Origin of the sequence: Micromonospora endolithica (genome assembly GCF_003626595.1) — a bacterium.
Lineage (GTDB): Bacteria > Actinomycetota > Actinomycetes > Mycobacteriales > Micromonosporaceae > Micromonospora > Micromonospora endolithica.
This window is the reverse complement of record NZ_RBAK01000016.1, coordinates 40,710-56,510: the sequence shown is the minus strand read 5'-3', so window position 1 is coordinate 56,510 and position 15,801 is coordinate 40,710. Positions and strand designations below refer to the sequence as shown.

The window sequence follows — 15,801 nt, the reverse complement described above, 5'->3', positions numbered from 1 at the left end:
CCCCGATCGGGCATCGGGCGCGGGGTCAGTCCGCCGGCTGCGGTCCGGTCCCGTCCCAGGTGGCGTCGACCAGGGCGGGCAGCAGCCGGGCGGCCGGGCCGCGCAGGTTCACCTCGGCCACCGCGTCCAGCGGCGTCTCCCGCGGATTGACCTGGACCACCACGGCACCGAACCGGGACGCCACCTGCGGAATCTCGGCGGCCGGGTAAACCAGGCCGGAGGTGCCCACGGTCAACAGCAGGTCGCACGAGGCGGCCGCCTCGACGGCCGCCTCCAACGCCTGCCCCGGCAACGCCTCGCCGAACCAGACCACGCCCGGGCGGACGGCCGCCCCGCACCCCGCGCACCTGGGCGGTGGCGTCCGTCGGCCGTCCGCCGGTTCCTCCGGCGGCCCGTCCGGCTCCGGGGCGGACCGGGCGCAGGACGCGCAACGGGGCGCGAACAGGCTGCCGTGCAGGTGCAGCGGGGCCGGTGAGCCCGCCCGCTCGTGCAGGTCGTCGACGTTCTGGGTGATCACGACGGAGTCCGGGACCCGGGCCTCGATCGTGGCCACGGCGAGATGCCCGGGGTTCGGCCGGGCCCGCCGGACGGCGGCGCGTCGCCACTCGTACCAGCCCCACACCAGGTCGGGATCGGCGTGGAAGGCCGCCGGGGTGGCGAGCGTCTGGGCGTCGTACCGTTGCCACAGGCCGGTCAGCGCGTCCCGGAAGGTCGGCACGCCGCTCTCGGCGGACATCCCCGCCCCGGTGAAGACCACCACCCGCCGGGCCCGCCGGAGCAGGTCCGCGGCCCGACCCACCGCGTCGGCGCTCACCTGTCGCGCTCCGGCGGGGCCGGCCGGTGACCCGGAACCGGTGGACGGTCGGCCGCGGTGGCGACGGCGATCCTGGATGCGGTCACGGTCCCCGACGCTACCCCGATCCACCGACTCGCCGTCGACCCGATCCGGTCCGTGCTGGTGCAGTCCGCCGGCCGGCGCGTGACACGCCGCCGCCCGGCATGGGAGGCTACCGGTCGGTAACGTGCTCGACGAGAGGCGGCGGGATGACGGACGCGACGGACGTGACGGTCCCCGACTGGCCCGAGCCGGCGGCGCTCGACCCGGCCGCGGCGCGGCACGCCTGGCGGGTGACCGAGCCGCTGCACGCGATGATCTACTTCGTGCCCGAGGCGCACCAGCGGTACGCCGCCCTCGGCATCCCGGAGCCGGCCGGCTACTTCGCCTCCCGCGCCGCCGCACTGGGGCCGGTCGGTCCCGCCCCGGTCGCCGCCAGCTTCTTCAACTTCAACCCGGACCTCGTCGCCCGGGTGCTGCCGGCCGCCTGGACGCGGACCACCCCGGCCGCCGTGCTGGCCGCCCGGCTGGAGGCCGCCGACGCCGCCCTGACCCGTGCGCTCGGCGACGCGGTGCACGGCCCCGACATGGTCGAGGCCGCCGGCCTGGCCCGCCGGGCCGCCGAGTCCGCCGCCGGGTACCCCGAGGGACGGCCGCTGGCCGCCGCCCACGCCGCGCTGCCCTGGCCGGAGCAGCCGCACCTGGTCCTCTGGCAGGCCCAGACGGTCCTGCGGGAGTTCCGCGGCGACGGGCACGTCGCCGCGCTGGTGCTGGCCGGGTTGACCGGGACGGAGGCACTGGTGCTGCACGCCGCGTCCGGTGCGGTGCCGGTCACGTTCCTGCGTCGCACCCGCGGCTGGACCGCCGAGCAGTGGGCCGACACGGTCGAGCGGTTGCGCGCCCGGGGACTGGTGGAGGGTGCCGAGCCGACCCTCACCGACCAGGGTCGGGCACGACGCGAGTGGATCGAGGCGGCCACCGACCGGCTCGCCGCGCCCGCGTACGCGGTGCTCGGCGCCGACGGGTGCGCCCGCCTCGCCGAGCTGACCCGGCCGATGAGCCGGGCGGTGGTCGACGCCGGACTGCTCGACGTCGCCAACGCCCTGCCGACCCGCCCCGGGTGAAGCCCTACCGACCACCGGCCGCCCGGCCCGGCGGTGTCAGTCGCCGTCGGGGGCGGCGACCTCCCGCAGCCGCCCGTCGTCCAGCCGCAGCCACCGCCGGACCCCGATCTCGGTCAGGAACGCCTCGTCGTGGCTGACCACGACGAACGCCCCCCGGTACGCCTGGAGCGCCGTCTCCAGCTGCCGGACGCTGACCAGGTCGAGGTTGTTGGTGGGCTCGTCGAGCAGCAGCAGGTGCGGGGCCGGCTCGGCGTACAGGACGCAGGCGAGCGTGGCGCGCAGGCGTTCCCCGCCGGACAGCACCCCGACCGGCAGGTGTGCCCGCGCGCCACGGAACAGGAACCGCGCGAGCAGGTTCATCCGCTCGGACTGGGGCCGGTCCGGTGCGTACCCGGCGAAGTTCTCCGCCACCGTCCGCTCGGGGTCGAGCAGGTCGAGGCGCTGCGACAGGTACGCCACCCGGCCGTCGGCCCGCCGCAGCGTTCCCCCGTCCGGGGGCAGGGAGCCGTCCAGCAGACGCAGCAGGGTGGACTTGCCGACGCCGTTCGGGCCGGTCAGGGCGATCCGTTCCGGACCCCGGACGGTCAGGTCGACGCCCCCTCCGGCGAAGACGTCGCGGACCCGCAGCCCCTCCCCCTGCACGAGGGTGCGTCCGGCGGGTACCGCCGTGTCGGGCAGCTCGACGGTGATCGCGGCGTCGTCGCGCAGCGCCCGGCTGGCCTCGTCGAGGCGGGCACGCGCGTCGTCGACCCGGGCGGCGTGCGTCTCGTCGGCCCTCCCGGCCGATTCCTGGGCGCGGCGCTTGAGTCCACCGGCGATGATCTTCGGCAGCCCGGCGTTCTTCAGGTTGCGCGCGGCGTTGCCGGCTCGTCGCTCGGCCCGCTCGCGGGCCTGCTGCATCTCCCGCTTCTCCCGCTTGATCTCCAGCTCGGCGGAGCGGACGTGCCGTTGGGCGGCCTCCTGAGCGGCCTGCGTCGCCTCCTCGTACGCGGTGAAGTTCCCGCCGAAGAAGTGGACCTCGCCCCGGTCGAGTTCGGCGATGCGCTCCATCCGGTCCAGCAGCGCCCGGTCGTGACTGACCAGCAGCAGGGACCCGGGCCACTCCTGGAGCACCGCGTACAGGCGGTGCCGGGCGTCGACGTCGAGGTTGTTGGTGGGCTCGTCGAGCAGCAGGACGTCGGGACGCCGCAGCAGTTGGGCGGCCAGCCCCAGGGTGACGATCTGGCCGCCGCTGAGGGTGTCCAGCCGGCGGTCGAGGGTGACGTCACCGAGCCCGAGCCGGTCCAGCTCGGCGCGGCTGCGCTCCTCGACGTCCCAGTCGTCGCCGACCGTGGTGAAGTGCTCCTCGCGGGCGTCGCCGGCCTCGATGGCGTGCAGGGCGGCGACGGTCGCGGCGACGCCGAGCACCTCGGCGGCGGTCAGGTCGCCGGCCAGTGGCAGGTTCTGCGGCAGGTAGCCGAGGGTGCCGTCGACGGTGACGGTGCCCGAGGTGGGGGTGAGTTCGCCGGCGATCAGCCGGAGCAGGGTGGTCTTGCCGGCGCCGTTGGGCGCGACCAGGCCGGTGCGCCCGGCGCCGACGGAGAAGGACAGATCCTGGAAGACGGTGGTGCCGTCGGGCCAGGCGAAGCTCAGGCGGGTGCAGACGACGGATGCGTCGGACATCGGAAGGGACCTCGCGGGTGAGGTGGGCGCGCGCCGGGGCCGCCCAGCGGAGGGATCAGGGGACGACGAATCGGCCACGGCGGCGGCGCTGCCGCGCGCCCGCTCGCTGGCCGGACACTCCGGTCTCACCCGGAGATGTCGTCGTCACCTGCCACGTCTGCTCTCCCTGGTCGGGGCCGGGCGAACGTCGTCGCCGGCCCGATCTGCCGCCTCCACCCTAACAGCGGCGCGAACCGCCGCCGAGCCGATTACCGCCGGCCGGCCCGACCCGTCGTGGGCGGGCCGGCCGGCGGTGGCTCTCACTGGCGCGACGGGTCCTGGGGCGCGGCGTCGTACACGTCCGGGACGCCGTCGTGGTCGACGTCGGCGGTCTCCTCCTCGTGCACCCGGCGGTAGAGGCGGCTGCGGGAGCGCAGGATGACCGTGGCCAGGAGCGCCGACAGCAGCGAGCCGGCGAGTACGGCGACCTTGACGTGGTCGTCGCGGTCGCTGCCGAGACCGAAGGCCAGCTCGCCGATGAGCAGGGACACGGTGAAGCCGATGCCGCCGAGCAGCGACAGGCCGAGCACGTCCACCCACTTCAGGCCCTGGTCGAGCTGGGCCCGGGTGAAGCGGGACACCAGCCAGGTGGCGCCCACGATGCCGATCGGTTTGCCGACGACCAGGCCCACCACGATGCCCACCGCCACCTTGTCGGACAGCGCGGTGGCCAGGCCGGCCAGGCCGCCGACGGTGACCCCGGCGGAGAGGAAGGCGAAGACCGGTACCGCCACCCCGGCCGAGATCGGCCGGAACCGGTGCTCGAAGTGCTCGGCGAGGCCGGGACCGGCGTCCGGGCCGCCGGCCGCGGCGCTGCGGACGACCGGGACGGTGAAGGCGAGCAGCACACCGGCGACGGTGGCGTGCACGCCGGACTCGTGCACCAGCACCCAGGTGGCGGCGGCCAGCGGCAGCAGCAGCCACCAGGACCGCACCCGCCGCTGCACGAGCAGGCCGAAGACCGCCAGCGGCACCAGCGCGCCGAGCAGCGGCAGCACCGCCAGGTCGGCGGTGTAGAACACCGCGATGATCATGATGGCCAGCAGGTCGTCGACGACGGCCAGGGTGAGCAGGAAGGTCCGCAGCGCCGACGGCAGGAAACGACCCACCACGGCCAGCACCGCGAGGGCGAAGGCGATGTCGGTGGCGGTCGGAATCGCCCAGCCCCGGGGTGCCTCGGCACCGGCGATCACCACGTAGAGGATCGCCGGCACGGCGACGCCGCCGACGGCCGCGGACACCGGCACCGCGGCGCGCAGCGGATCACGCAGGTCCCCGGCGACGAACTCCCGCTTGAGTTCCAGGCCGGCCACGAAGAAGAAGATCGCCAGCAGGCCGTCGGCGGCCCAGGTGCCCAGGGTGAGGTCCAGATGCAGGGCGGCCGGGCCGACCCGGAAGTCGCGGACCGCCTGGTAGCCGTCCGACCAGGGTGAGTTCGACCAGATCAGGGCCAGGAGCGCGCCGACCAGCAGGAGCGCGCCGCCGACGGTCTCCTTGCGCAGGATGCCGGAGATGCGACTCGTCTCCGGCCAGGATCGGCGGGCGAACAGGCTGGGGCGGCGCCGAGTGGCGTCGGTCACGAAAACTCCTCGTCGACGGGGTACGCGTCATCCATCGCCGACCAGACTTCCCGGCACACCTGCGGCAACCCTATCCGCCGCCGGCCGTGGCGGCCTCCTCGAGCGACGCCGGTGTGGTCAGTACCCGGCTGCCGCACGACGAACCATCCGGCGGGCCTCGTCCCGGGGAACCCCGGTCGCCCGGAGCAGGTCGTTGGCGACCGTCCGCAGTTGCGACACCACGATCGTGCCGGAGAACCCCATGTCCTGGCGACACGCCTCGCCGGCCTCCCGCACCGCGGTCAGCACCCGCTCGCGGGCCCGGACCGGCTCCCGGGCCTCCAGGAACTCGCGGTGCAGGAGCCGGACCGCCTCCCCGTAGTGCTCGATCGCCGCGGGCAGGTCCGCCGGCACCGGCTCCTCGTCGCGCAGCGTGCTGCCGATCCGCCGGACCAGCGCCCGACTGTTGCGGAACGCCCGGTCCATGTGCTCGACGCCCCTGCGGTACGCCTTGAGCGCCCGGCGGCGTCGCCACCGTACCGGCGAGAAGCGGACCACCTCCTCGGCGGCGCCGACGACCTCACCGAGCCGGTCGAGTTCCGGTTCGGCGGCCCGCATCCGGTCCAGCACCGCCTCGGCCGCACGGGCGTCGCCCCGGGCGAGGGCCTCGGCGGAGGCGGTCATCTCCCGCGCGAAGACGTCCAGGGCGGAGTCGGCGACGCGGCGCACGGTGCGCAACGGGTTGAGCGGCGCGAGCACGAGCACCACCAGCAGACCGACCACCCCGCCGACGAGCGCGTTGAGCGTCCGGGGCAGTTCCAGGTCGGGCGCGGTCGGGGTGAGGGTGGCCACCAGCACCGCCGTACCGCCGGCCTGGGTCATCAGCGCGCCGGCGCCGCGTACCACCGCCGCCACGGTGACGGCCAGGAAGACGATGACGCCGGTCTGCCACGGGCCGGTGCCGATCGCCAGGATCAGCAGGTCACCGGCGGCGATGCCGACGATCACACCGACGATCAGCTCGACGGTGCGGCGGGTCCGGTTGCCCAGGGCCGCGGCGATCACACCGACCGCGGCCGCCGGCGCGAACGTGGGTTCCGGGGTGCCCAGCACCTCCCGGGCGATGACCCAGGACAGCGCGGCGGCCAGGCCGGCCTGGACGGCCACGATCAGGTACGTCTGCAACCGGCGGTAGCTGTTCCGGCCGGCGTCGCGGACCCGGCCGGTCAGGGCCGCCGGCACCCGGGTCTCCGCCGCGAAAGGCATGGACGGGCATACCCGGCGCGCCGACCGGTGAACGTCACGCCGGGTGGGCCATCGTGCCGGTCAGCGCGACCACCCCGGGCAGCCGGGTGTCCTGGCGCAGGAACTGCACCACCACCGGCACCGGAGAGCGCAGCACGCAGCCGTACGGCCGGTCCAGGCGGACCGCCTCGGGATCGATCAGGTCGTTGATCCGGACGTGCCGGATCCGCCGCGCGCCGACCAGGATCCGGTACGGGCCGACCGGCTCGGCGTCGGCGTAGTAGACGTCCAGGCTCAGCTCGGCCTCGGTGTCGGTGGCGTTGAGCACGCAGAGCTGGTCGAAGCCGGTGAACTCCGGTTCGGTGCCGTGGCCGGGGAACGGGACGTGCCCGCCGGGCACCACCCAGGTCCGCGCCCCGACGTCGGCCGTCACGCCTGCTCCAGCAGCCGGGCCAGGTCCGGTCCGAGGAACACGCCGTCCGGGTCGAGCCGTCGCCGCACCGCCTGGAAGTCGTCCCACCGGGGGTACAGGGGGCGCAGCTCACGGGCGGTCAGCCAGTGCTTCTTGCCCCAGTGCGGCCGGCCGCCGTACTGCCGGAACACCGCCTCCATGTCCCGGAAGTACTCCTCGTACGGCAGGGAGGTGTTCTGCAGGCAGGCGATCGTGGTGGTCGGCCGGCCGTAGGCGTTGCTCAGCCAGACGTCGTCGGCGGCGATGGACCGCACCAGCACCCGCCACCCCGCGACCCGCCGGTGCCGCCGCGTGATCCGCCGGCGCACCTCGGCGAAACAGGCCGGGAACGCCTCCGCGGGCAGCATGTACTCGATCTCCTCGAAACGCAGCTCCCGGTGCCGGGGGATGGTGCGGTGCGTCGGCCCGACCTGGACCTCGCGGGGCTGCCCCCACGGCCCGGAGTCGGGCACCCGCGGGGTGTCCCAGACCCGGTCGTCGGGCCGCTCGTCGACCCGGTTCATCACCCGCACCTGGGTCTGGTCGCTGCGCGGGTACCAGTAGAAGTCCATGTTCCGGTTGGTGTGCTGCAACTCGGCGAGGTGGTCCAGCGTCCAGTCCACCGGCGCGCACCACGAGCGGCGGTGCAGCTCGTAGCGGGGCTGCACGTCGAGGGTCACCTGGGTCACCACGCCCAACGCGCCCAGCGACAGCCGGGCCGCCGGGAGCAGGTCGGCGTTGCGGTCCGGGCCGATGTCGAGTGTGTCGCCGGTGCCGGTGACCAGCCGGACGCCGACCACCTGGGTGCTGAGGTTGCCGAAGCGCAGGCCGGTGCCGTGGGTGCCGGTGGCGGTCGCCCCGGCGATCGACTGGTAGTCGACGTCGCCCAGGTTGTCCATCGCCAGGCCGGCGTCGTACAGGCCCTCGCCGAGGGCCTGGAGCTTCGTGCCGGCCCACGCGGTGGCGAGGTCGCCGTCGTCGGAGATCACCCCGGCGAGCCGGTCCAGGCCCAGCAGGATCCCGTCGGTACGCACCAGCGGGCTGGACGAGTGCCCGGAGCCGACCGGGCGGATCGTGGTCCCGCTCTCCCGGGCCCGCCGGACGACCGTGCGCACCTGGTCCTCGTCGACGGGTTCGACGAACTCGGCCGGCGTGAAGCGCAGGCTGCCCGACCAGTTGACGAACGACCGCCCCATCGCGCCCTCCCGCACCTCGACGCGCCGGCTTACCCCCGCTCGTGCCGGGTAGTCCCCGGCATGACCGCACCCGAGGCGGCCGGGCACCGGGAGCCGACGTGAGCGAGCCGTGGTCCGTGCTGCTGTTCGTCGCCGGGTGGCTCACCGTCGGCCTGGTCACCGCCGCCTGGTTCGTCATCCGGGGCGGCCACGCCCACCTGCTCTGGTACGTCGTCGGCGGGCTGCTCGGGCCGCTGTTCATCCCGATCGCGGTGGAACGCGGTCACTCCCGGACCCGGGAGGTCGACGTCCGGCCGGGTCGGCCCCGCGCCGCCCGCGGCGGCCTGCGGGTGCTGGTCGGCGTGGACGGCTCCCCGGACTCCGACCGGGCGCTGGACGCGGTCGCCCGTACGCTCGCCGGCACCACGAGCGAACTGGTCCTGGTGAGCGTGGCCAGCCCCGACCGGGTCGGCGACGACGCGACGGCCGAGCGGGCGGCGACCCGTCGGATGCTCGACGACCGGGTCGCCGCCCTGCCGGCGGAACTGCCCGAGCCGACCACCGAGGTGGTGGTCGGCCATCCGGCGGACGCGCTGCTGGCGGTGGCCGAGACGCACGACGTGGACCTGTTGGTCGTCGGCCGGCACGGACACGGCCTGCGGGACCGCCTGCTGGGCAGCGTCGCCGACGACCTCGCCCGGCGCTCACCCCGGGCGGTGCTGCTCGGCGGGCTCGCCGACCGGTGACCGTTTCCGCCGCTGCGGTGCGGGTAGACGGCCCCGCCGGTCATGGGTCCGGCGGCGGCGACCGGTCGGCCACCGACGGCGGGAGGAGCACGTGAGCACCTGCGGCTTCCCGCCGATCGACGCGTACGCCTTCCTGTCGGACACCCACACGACGGCCCTGGTCGGCCCGGACGGCGCGGTCGACTGGTTCTGCGTGCCGGCGGCCGACGGTGACGCGGTGCTGGCCCGGCTGCTGGACCGTGACGTCGGCGGCTGCTTCACGCTGACGGTGGACGGCTGTCCCACGCCGGCCCGCCGCTACCTGCCCGGGACACTGGTGGTGGAGAACCGGTGGGACGGCGCCGGCGTCGCGGCCGTCGGCGTGGACTGCCTGGCCGCCGGGCCCGGCAGCCCCGAGCAACCGGTCCGGTCCGACCGGGTCCTGGTGCGCCGGGTGACGGTCGCGCGCGGAACGGCACGGCTGCGGGCGCGGGTCACCCCCCGATCGGGACACGGCGCCCGCGCGGTGCGGTGGCGGTGGGCCGGGGACGCCTGGCACGCCGACGGCACGCCGCTGCGGCTCGTCACCGACCTGCCGGTCACCGTCGACGGGGGCACCCTGCTGATCGCCGCCGACGTGCCGACGGGCCACTCGGTCGCCCTGCTGCTGGCCTACGGCGACGGGACGCCCGGCGACCACCCGGCGGCCGGCGACGCGGACGCCCTGATCGAGCGGACCTGCCGGACCGCGCGGGAGTGGTCGGCGCGCAGCGACTACGCCGGCTTCGCCGCCGACCAGGTGCGGCACAGCGCCCTGGTGCTGCGCGGCCTGTCGTACGACGAGACCGGCGCCCTGCTCGCCGCCGCGACCAGCTCGCTGCCCGAGACGCTCGGCGGCGTCCGCAACTGGGACTACCGCTACACCTGGCACCGCGACGCCGCGCTGCTGCTGCTGGCCCTGTTCCGGCTCGGGCACGCCGAGGAGGGCCGCCGCTACCTGCGGTTCCTGCTGGACGTCTGCGCCGCGCAGGAGGGGGTGCTGGCTCCCCTGGTCGGGATCCGGGGCGGCACTGCCGCCGAGCGGGAGGTGCCACACCTGTCCGGGTACGCCGGCTCCGCCCCGGTACGGGTCGGCAACGGGGCCGCCGAGCAGGTCCAGTTCGACACGTACGGCCACGTGCTGGACGCGGCGCTGGCCTACCAGCAGCTCACCGGGGAGCTGACCGCCGAGCAGTGGCGGTCGCTGCGCCGGCTGGTGGACACGATGGCGCGGCGGTGGCGGGAGCCCGACCACGGCGTGTGGGAGATCCGTGGCCCGCGCCGCCACTACGTCAACTCGAAGGTCATGACCTGGGTCTGCCTGGACCGGGGAGTACGCCTGGCCGGCCTGCTCGGCGACCGGGACGCGCCGGTGGAACGGTGGCGGGCCGCCCGCGACGCGCTGCACGCCGAGATCCTCGACCGGGGGTACGACGAGCGCGTCGGCAGCTTCGTCCTGGCCTACGACTCGACCGACCTGGACGCCTCGTTGCTGCGGATCTCGCTGGTCGGTTTCCTGCCCGGTGACGACCCCCGGATGGTCGGCACGATCGAGCGGGTGCGCGGGGACCTCGCGGTCGCCCCCGCCCTGATCCGCCGGTACGCGGTCGACGACGGGCTGCCCGGTGAGGAGGGCGCGTTCCTGCTCTGCTGCTTCGAGCTGGTCTCCGCGCTGGTCCTGGCCGGCCGCCGCCACGACGCCCGGGCCCTGTTCGACGATCTCCTGTCGTGTGCCGGACCCCTCGGCCTGTACGCCGAGCAGCTCGCCGCCGACGGCACCGCCCTGGGCAACTACCCGCAGGCCTTCACCCACCTCGCGCTGATCGAGGCAGCGCTCAACCTGGACGCCGCCGGTGACCGGGACGCGTTGCACGCCTGGGCGGAGCGCGGTCCGCGCAGCCCGGGGACCGACCGGAACCGGGAAGACCCGGGGCTGTGCCGGCCCACCTGACCTCGCTGCCCTGGCCACCCGCACTGAGCATCGCGGTGTTCGCCCTGGCCGGGGCGCTCACCGTGGTGGGCAGCATCCGACTGGTCACCCTGGGCGACACCCTGGCCGACCGCACCGGCTGGGGGGAGGCGTTCTTCGGCGCGGTGTTCTTCGGCCTGGCCACGTCGCTGTCGGGCATCGTGATGACCGCGGTCACCGCCGCCTCGGCGCAGCCGGAGCTGGGCTACAGCAACGCGGTCGGCGGGATCGCCGCGCAGACCACCGCGGTCGCCGTGGCCGACGCCTTCCACCGCCGCGCGAACCTGGAACACGTCGCCGCGTCGCTGTCCAACGTGCTGTTCGGGGTGCTGCTGATCGCCCTGCTCGCGCTGGCGCTGCTGGGCAGCTTCGCCCCGGCCGGCACGGTCGCCGGCCTGCACCCGGTCTCCGTGGCCATGGTGGCCTGTTACCTCGGCGGGCTGCACCTGATCCGGCGGTCCGGTGTCAGTCCGCTGTGGGAGGCGGTGGCCACCACCGAAACCCTGCCGGACGTCCCGCACGCCCACGGCGGCCTGGACCGGCGCAGCCCGGCCTGGCTGTGGAGCCGGTTCGCCGCCGTCGGCCTGGTCGTCGCCGCCGGTGGCTGGCTGATCGCCCTGGCCGCGGAGAGTCTCGTCGCGACCACCGGCCTGCGTAGCGGTTTCGTCGGCGCGATCCTGATGGGCGCGGTCAACGCGCTGCCGGAGACGGTCACCGCCGTGGCCGCCGTCCGCCGGGGCGCGCCCACGCTGGCCATCGCCGCCGTGCTCGGCGGCAACGGCCTGGACGCCCTCAACCTGGTGGTGGCCGACGTGGCCCACCGGGGCGGTTCGATCTACCACGTCGCCGGGCGGGAGGAACTGTTCGTCACCACCAGCGCGCTGTTCATGACCGCGATCCTGCTCGGCGGCCTGCTGGTGCGGCAGGCCTGCGGGTGGGGCCGGCTCGGCTTCGAGGGGGTGCTGCTGCTGGCCAGCTACACCGCGATGACCCTGGCGCTGGCCCTCTGAGGGCCGGCTGCGCGGACCGGAGCCGGCCCGCGCAGCCGGACGGTCACCAGTTCGTGCTGCCCGGGACGTGCGGCCAGGGGTGCCGGTCGGGCTTGATCAGGTAGACCACGCCGCCGGACCCACCGGAGACCCCGCCACTGGCGTTGGTCCGCTTGGTCCGCAGCCAGATCTGCTCGAACTGCTCCCGCTGGTAGACGTTGCGGACCTCGTCGTTGCTGGCCGAGGCGGGGTCGTTGACGATCACGTCTCCCTCGGCGGTGAAGCCCACCACCACGAACAGGTGGCCGGAGGTCCCGTAGTTCGCCCCGTCCAGTTCGCTGGCGAGGAAGGACTGGCTGGTCACCACGGGGATACCGGCGGCGATGAAGCGCTCCAGCTCGTCCAGCGAGTGCAGCCGGGTCACCCGACCCTCCAGCCCGGGGAAGCTGGCCGCGTACGCGGTGTTGAACGGCCAGTTGCCGGCACCGTCGTAGGTGTGGTCGTAGACCATCCGGGCGGCGTGGTTGACCGTCGGGTCCGGGTACGTCGGGTCCACCCAGGCGGTGTCCTCGGCCGAGGCCCGCCGGCCCCAGTACTCGATCACCATGGTGGTGGAGGTCGGGGAGCACCAGGCCTGGCCACCGCCGTCGTACTCCGGGTAGTGGCCGATGTGGACGTTCTGCGAGTAGCGCGGCACCGGCAGCTCGACGCCCCAGGCGATACCCCCCGCGCTGGGGGTGACGGTGAACCGGTCCGGCACGGCGGAACTCATCGCGCCCAGCGTGTGGACCACCGGCGCGGCCCGCTGGCCGGGCGCGCGGTAGAGGGTGAGCCGCAGCTGGTAGGCCCGCAGCAGCACGCCCGCCTCGGCGTCGTCGATGCTGAACGTGTCGGTCCAGATGGTCGACCACTCGTCGCCCTGCCGGTTCACGCTGGTCCGCTTGATGTCCCCGTCGCCGGAGGCCCACCGTCCCATCACGTACCACGGGGTCTGGTCGCCGGTGGTGTAGCTGCCCTGCATCTCGACCTGGATCCAGGTGCCGGCCGGGGTGTCGGCGTTCCACGAGGCGATCAGCTCGGTGGCGTCGAAGCCGACCGGGGTCAGCGGGGAGGTCCAGGTCGCGTACTCCCAGTCCCGGGTGGTCCCGGTGTGCGGGTCGGCGTACTGCGTGGTGCCGGCCGGGCGGGCGAGGGTGAGGCCCGGGCGGGCGCCGGGGACCGCCCGGGTGCCGTCGTGCTCGCCGCGCCGCCAGTCGGCGAACCGCGACCACTCCTGGAAGGTGATCTGCTCGTCGTGCGTCACGGGCGGGCGGGCCGGGCGCCCCGCGACGGCGGGGGTCATGGTGCCGAGGAGGGCGAGCGCGGTGACGGCGGCGAGGGTGGCCGCGCGCCGGCGTGGTCTGGGCATCGGTACTCCACGGGTGAGGCGAGGCATCGTCACCGGTCAGTGTGCCGTCTGCAAGGAAGTTTCGCCAGATCCGCGAGGATTGAAAACTACCGACACGGACGGGCAGTGGCGCCGGGTAGTCATGATGGGATGATGATCCGCTTCGTACTGAACGTCCTGTGGGCCATCTTCGGCAGCGGGATCGTGCTCGCCATCGGCTACGGGATCGCGGCGCTCATCTGCTTCGCCCTGATCATCACCATCCCGTTCGGGGTGGCCGCGCTCCGGCTCGCGTCGTACTCGCTGTGGCCGTTCGGCCGCACCCTGGTCACCAAGCCGGGGGCCGGGGTCGCCTCCGGCGTCACGAACATCGTCTGGGTCCTGGTCGCCGGCTGGTGGCTCGCGCTGGCGCACATCCTGGCCGGCGTCGCCCAGTGCGTCACGATCATCGGCATCCCGTTCGGCATCGCGAACTTCAAGCTGGTCCCGGCCGCCCTGTGGCCGCTCGGCCAGGAGGTCGTGCCGGCACCGTGACGGCGTGCCGACGCTCGGCCGGGTAGGTCCAGCCCTACCCGGCCGGGTGGCCGCAGCCGGCTGGGCCGGCGTCCGCGCCGCCACTAGCGTCGACGGCATGACGACCGCCCCGCCCACCCATCTCGCCGCGGCGCTGCGCCGCCCCGGCTACCTGATCACCGCCTGGCCGTGGCGGGCCCTGGCCTACCTGGTCACCACCACGCCCGTCGCCGGGGTGCTGGCCGTCGGGCTGCTCGTCATCGTCGCGCCGCTGACCGCCTCGTTCCGCTCGCTGCAGTGGGGTGGACCGCCGCCCTCGACGCCGCTCGTGGTGTTCCTGGTCGTCGCCGGTTCGGCCGTGGTGGGGCTGGCTCCGGTGGTGGGCGTCGCGGTGGCGGCGCTGGAGCGGTGGCGGCTCGGCCTGGTGGACGACCGTCCGGTGCCCGCGCCGGTGTGGCGGGGCGTGGCCGCCCGGTGGAGCACCGCCGCCGGCTGGCGGGAGGCCGGCTACACGGTCTGGCTGGCGACCGTGGTGCCGGCCGCGTACTGGCTGGTGCTGCTGCTGGTGGCGCTCGACGTCATGCTCGTGGTCAGCCCGATCGCGGCCGGGACCGCCGACGACGTGATCGTGGCCTGGGCCACCGTGGACACGCCGCGCCAGGCCACCCCGTACGCCGTCGTCGGGGTGCTGCTCGTCCCGGTGCTCTGGTACGGCCTCGGGCTGCTCGCCGCCGCCCAGGCCGCGGTGGCCCGCCGGCTGCTCGGACGCACCGGCGACGAGACCGCGCTGCGCGAGGTGAGTCGCTCGCGGACCCGGCTGGCCAGTGCGTACGAGAACGAACGTCGCCGGATCGAACGTGACGTGCACGACGGCGCGCAGCCCCGGCTGACCAGCCTGTCCCTCCAGCTCGGCCTGGCCCGCCTGGACGTGCCCGAGGACTCCCCCGCCGCCCGGCCGCTGGCCGTCGCCCACGAGCAGGCCCGCGGACTGATGGTGCTGCTGCGGCAGATCGTGCAGGGCATCCGCCCGCAGAGCCTGGCCGAGCTGGGCCTGGCCGGCGCGGTGGGAGAGCTGGCCGGGGAGTCGACCGTCCCGGTGACCGTGCACGCCGACCTGGACGGGCCGCTGCCGGAACTCACCGAGACCACCGCCTACTTCGTGGTGTCCGAGGCGCTGAGCAACGTCGCGAGGCACGCCGACGCGAGCCGGGCGCAGGTACGGCTGACCCGGGAGCGGTCGACGCTGGTGGTCGAGATCTCCGACGACGGGCACGGCGGCGCCGACCCGGGGCGGGGCACCGGACTTGCCGGCCTCGCCGACCGGGTGGCCGCGGCGAACGGACGGCTGCTGCTGGCCAGCCCGGCTGGCGGCCCTACCCTGGTGCGGGTGGAGCTGCCGTGTCGTCCGTGACCCGGGTCGTCCTCGCCGAGGACGAGGTGCTGCTGCGGGAGGGGCTGGTCGGGCTGCTCACCCGCTTCGGCTTCGAGGTGTGCGCCGCCGTCGGCTCCGCGCCGGAGCTGGTGGACGCCGTCGGTGCGCACCGGCCGGACCTGGTGGTCACCGACATCCGGATGCCGCCGGGTCGACACGACGACGGGCTGCGCGCCGCCGTCGCCCTGCGCGCCGAGTGGCCGGAGCTGGCCGTGGTGGTGCTCAGCCAGTACGTGCAGACCGCGTACGCCTCGGCACTGCTGGACTCCGGCGACGGCCGCCGGGTGGGCTACCTGCTCAAGGACCGCGTCGCCGAGGTGGCCGAGTTCGTCGACCACCTGCGCACCGTGGTCGGCGGCGGCACGGTGATCGACCCGGACGTCGTACGCCGGCTGCTGCACCGCCCGGGTGACCCGCTGGCCGCGTTGTCGCCCCGGGAACGGGAGGTGCTGACGCTGATCGCCGAGGGCCGGTCCAACGCCTCGATCGCCGGCCGGCTGCACGTCACCGAGGCCGCCGTCGGCAAGCACGTCGGCAACATCCTCACCAAGCTCGGACTGCTGCCCAGCGACGACACCAACCGCCGGGTGCTGGCCGTGCTGACCTATCTGCGCGCCACGCCCTGACAGCCCCGACCGCCACCGGTCGTGGCCCGCG

General features: G+C 74.9%; 14 protein-coding genes. 7 read left to right on the top strand and 7 right to left on the bottom strand.

Going from position 1 to position 15,801, the window contains the following annotated elements:
• Window positions 1-25 precede the first annotated feature (25 nt).
• Window positions 26-814, bottom strand: coding sequence for an SIR2 family NAD-dependent protein deacylase (locus D7223_RS28345; protein ID WP_120731957.1), 789 nt, complete (start codon window positions 812-814; stop codon window positions 26-28).
• A gap of 230 nt (window positions 815-1,044) precedes the next feature.
• Between D7223_RS28345 and D7223_RS28340 the strand changes: the two genes are divergently transcribed.
• Window positions 1,045-1,959 (top strand): SCO6745 family protein, encoded by a 915-nt coding sequence (locus D7223_RS28340; protein WP_120731954.1) that lies wholly within the window; start codon window positions 1,045-1,047, stop codon window positions 1,957-1,959.
• Between the two features lie 36 nt (window positions 1,960-1,995).
• Here the strand turns inward: D7223_RS28340 and D7223_RS28335 are convergent, their stop codons facing one another.
• The 5 genes from D7223_RS28335 to D7223_RS28315 form a co-directional block, all read right to left on the bottom strand.
• On the bottom strand, window positions 1,996-3,621 hold the full coding sequence (locus D7223_RS28335; protein ID WP_120731952.1) for an ABC-F family ATP-binding cassette domain-containing protein: 1,626 nt from the start codon (window positions 3,619-3,621) through the stop codon (window positions 1,996-1,998).
• A gap of 299 nt (window positions 3,622-3,920) precedes the next feature.
• On the bottom strand, window positions 3,921-5,240 hold the full coding sequence (gene nhaA / locus D7223_RS28330) for a Na+/H+ antiporter NhaA (RefSeq protein ID WP_120731950.1): 1,320 nt from the start codon (window positions 5,238-5,240) through the stop codon (window positions 3,921-3,923).
• A gap of 117 nt (window positions 5,241-5,357) precedes the next feature.
• A complete protein-coding gene (locus D7223_RS28325) occupies window positions 5,358-6,485 on the bottom strand; it encodes an FUSC family protein (protein WP_120731948.1) in 1,128 nt (375 codons plus the stop codon).
• A gap of 34 nt (window positions 6,486-6,519) precedes the next feature.
• Window positions 6,520-6,897, bottom strand: coding sequence for a sensory rhodopsin transducer (locus tag D7223_RS28320; protein WP_120731946.1), 378 nt, complete (start codon window positions 6,895-6,897; stop codon window positions 6,520-6,522).
• Window positions 6,894-8,111, bottom strand: coding sequence for a D-arabinono-1,4-lactone oxidase (locus D7223_RS28315; protein WP_120731944.1), 1,218 nt, complete (start codon window positions 8,109-8,111; stop codon window positions 6,894-6,896). The genes D7223_RS28320 and D7223_RS28315 overlap by 4 nt, the downstream gene beginning before the upstream one ends.
• Before the next feature lie 98 nt (window positions 8,112-8,209).
• Here D7223_RS28315 and D7223_RS28310 point away from each other — a divergent pair, with 98 nt between their 5' ends.
• The 3 genes from D7223_RS28310 (at window position 8,210) to D7223_RS28300 (ending at window position 11,833) form a co-directional block, all read left to right on the top strand.
• Window positions 8,210-8,836 carry a universal stress protein gene (locus D7223_RS28310; RefSeq protein WP_158610942.1) on the top strand — a complete coding sequence of 209 codons (627 nt, stop codon included), beginning with the start codon at window positions 8,210-8,212 and terminating at the stop codon, window positions 8,834-8,836.
• A 91-nt stretch (window positions 8,837-8,927) separates the two neighbouring features.
• The gene (locus D7223_RS28305; protein ID WP_120731940.1) at window positions 8,928-10,805 is read left to right on the top strand and encodes a glycoside hydrolase family 15 protein; all 1,878 of its coding nucleotides are present in this window, start codon (window positions 8,928-8,930) and stop codon (window positions 10,803-10,805) included.
• Window positions 10,790-11,833, top strand: coding sequence for a sodium:calcium antiporter (locus D7223_RS28300; protein WP_120731937.1), 1,044 nt, complete (start codon window positions 10,790-10,792; stop codon window positions 11,831-11,833). Before D7223_RS28305 ends, D7223_RS28300 begins: the two co-directional genes overlap by 16 nt.
• A gap of 43 nt (window positions 11,834-11,876) precedes the next feature.
• Here D7223_RS28300 and D7223_RS28295 read toward each other — a convergent pair whose 3' ends face one another.
• On the bottom strand, window positions 11,877-13,220 hold the full coding sequence (locus D7223_RS28295; RefSeq protein ID WP_120731935.1) for a C39 family peptidase: 1,344 nt from the start codon (window positions 13,218-13,220) through the stop codon (window positions 11,877-11,879).
• Between the two features lie 132 nt (window positions 13,221-13,352).
• Between D7223_RS28295 and D7223_RS28290 the strand changes: the two genes are divergently transcribed.
• The 3 genes from D7223_RS28290 to D7223_RS28280 all read left to right on the top strand — a co-directional run bounded on the left by D7223_RS28290 (window position 13,353) and on the right by D7223_RS28280 (window position 15,770).
• The gene (locus D7223_RS28290; protein ID WP_120731934.1) at window positions 13,353-13,733 is read left to right on the top strand and encodes a YccF domain-containing protein; all 381 of its coding nucleotides are present in this window, start codon (window positions 13,353-13,355) and stop codon (window positions 13,731-13,733) included.
• A 97-nt stretch (window positions 13,734-13,830) separates the two neighbouring features.
• The gene (locus D7223_RS28285; protein WP_120732096.1) at window positions 13,831-15,123 is read left to right on the top strand and encodes a sensor histidine kinase; all 1,293 of its coding nucleotides are present in this window, start codon (window positions 13,831-13,833) and stop codon (window positions 15,121-15,123) included.
• Window positions 15,111-15,770, top strand: coding sequence for a response regulator (locus D7223_RS28280; protein ID WP_120731932.1), 660 nt, complete (start codon window positions 15,111-15,113; stop codon window positions 15,768-15,770). The genes D7223_RS28285 and D7223_RS28280 overlap by 13 nt, the downstream gene beginning before the upstream one ends.
• Window positions 15,771-15,801: the final 31 nt, after the last annotated feature.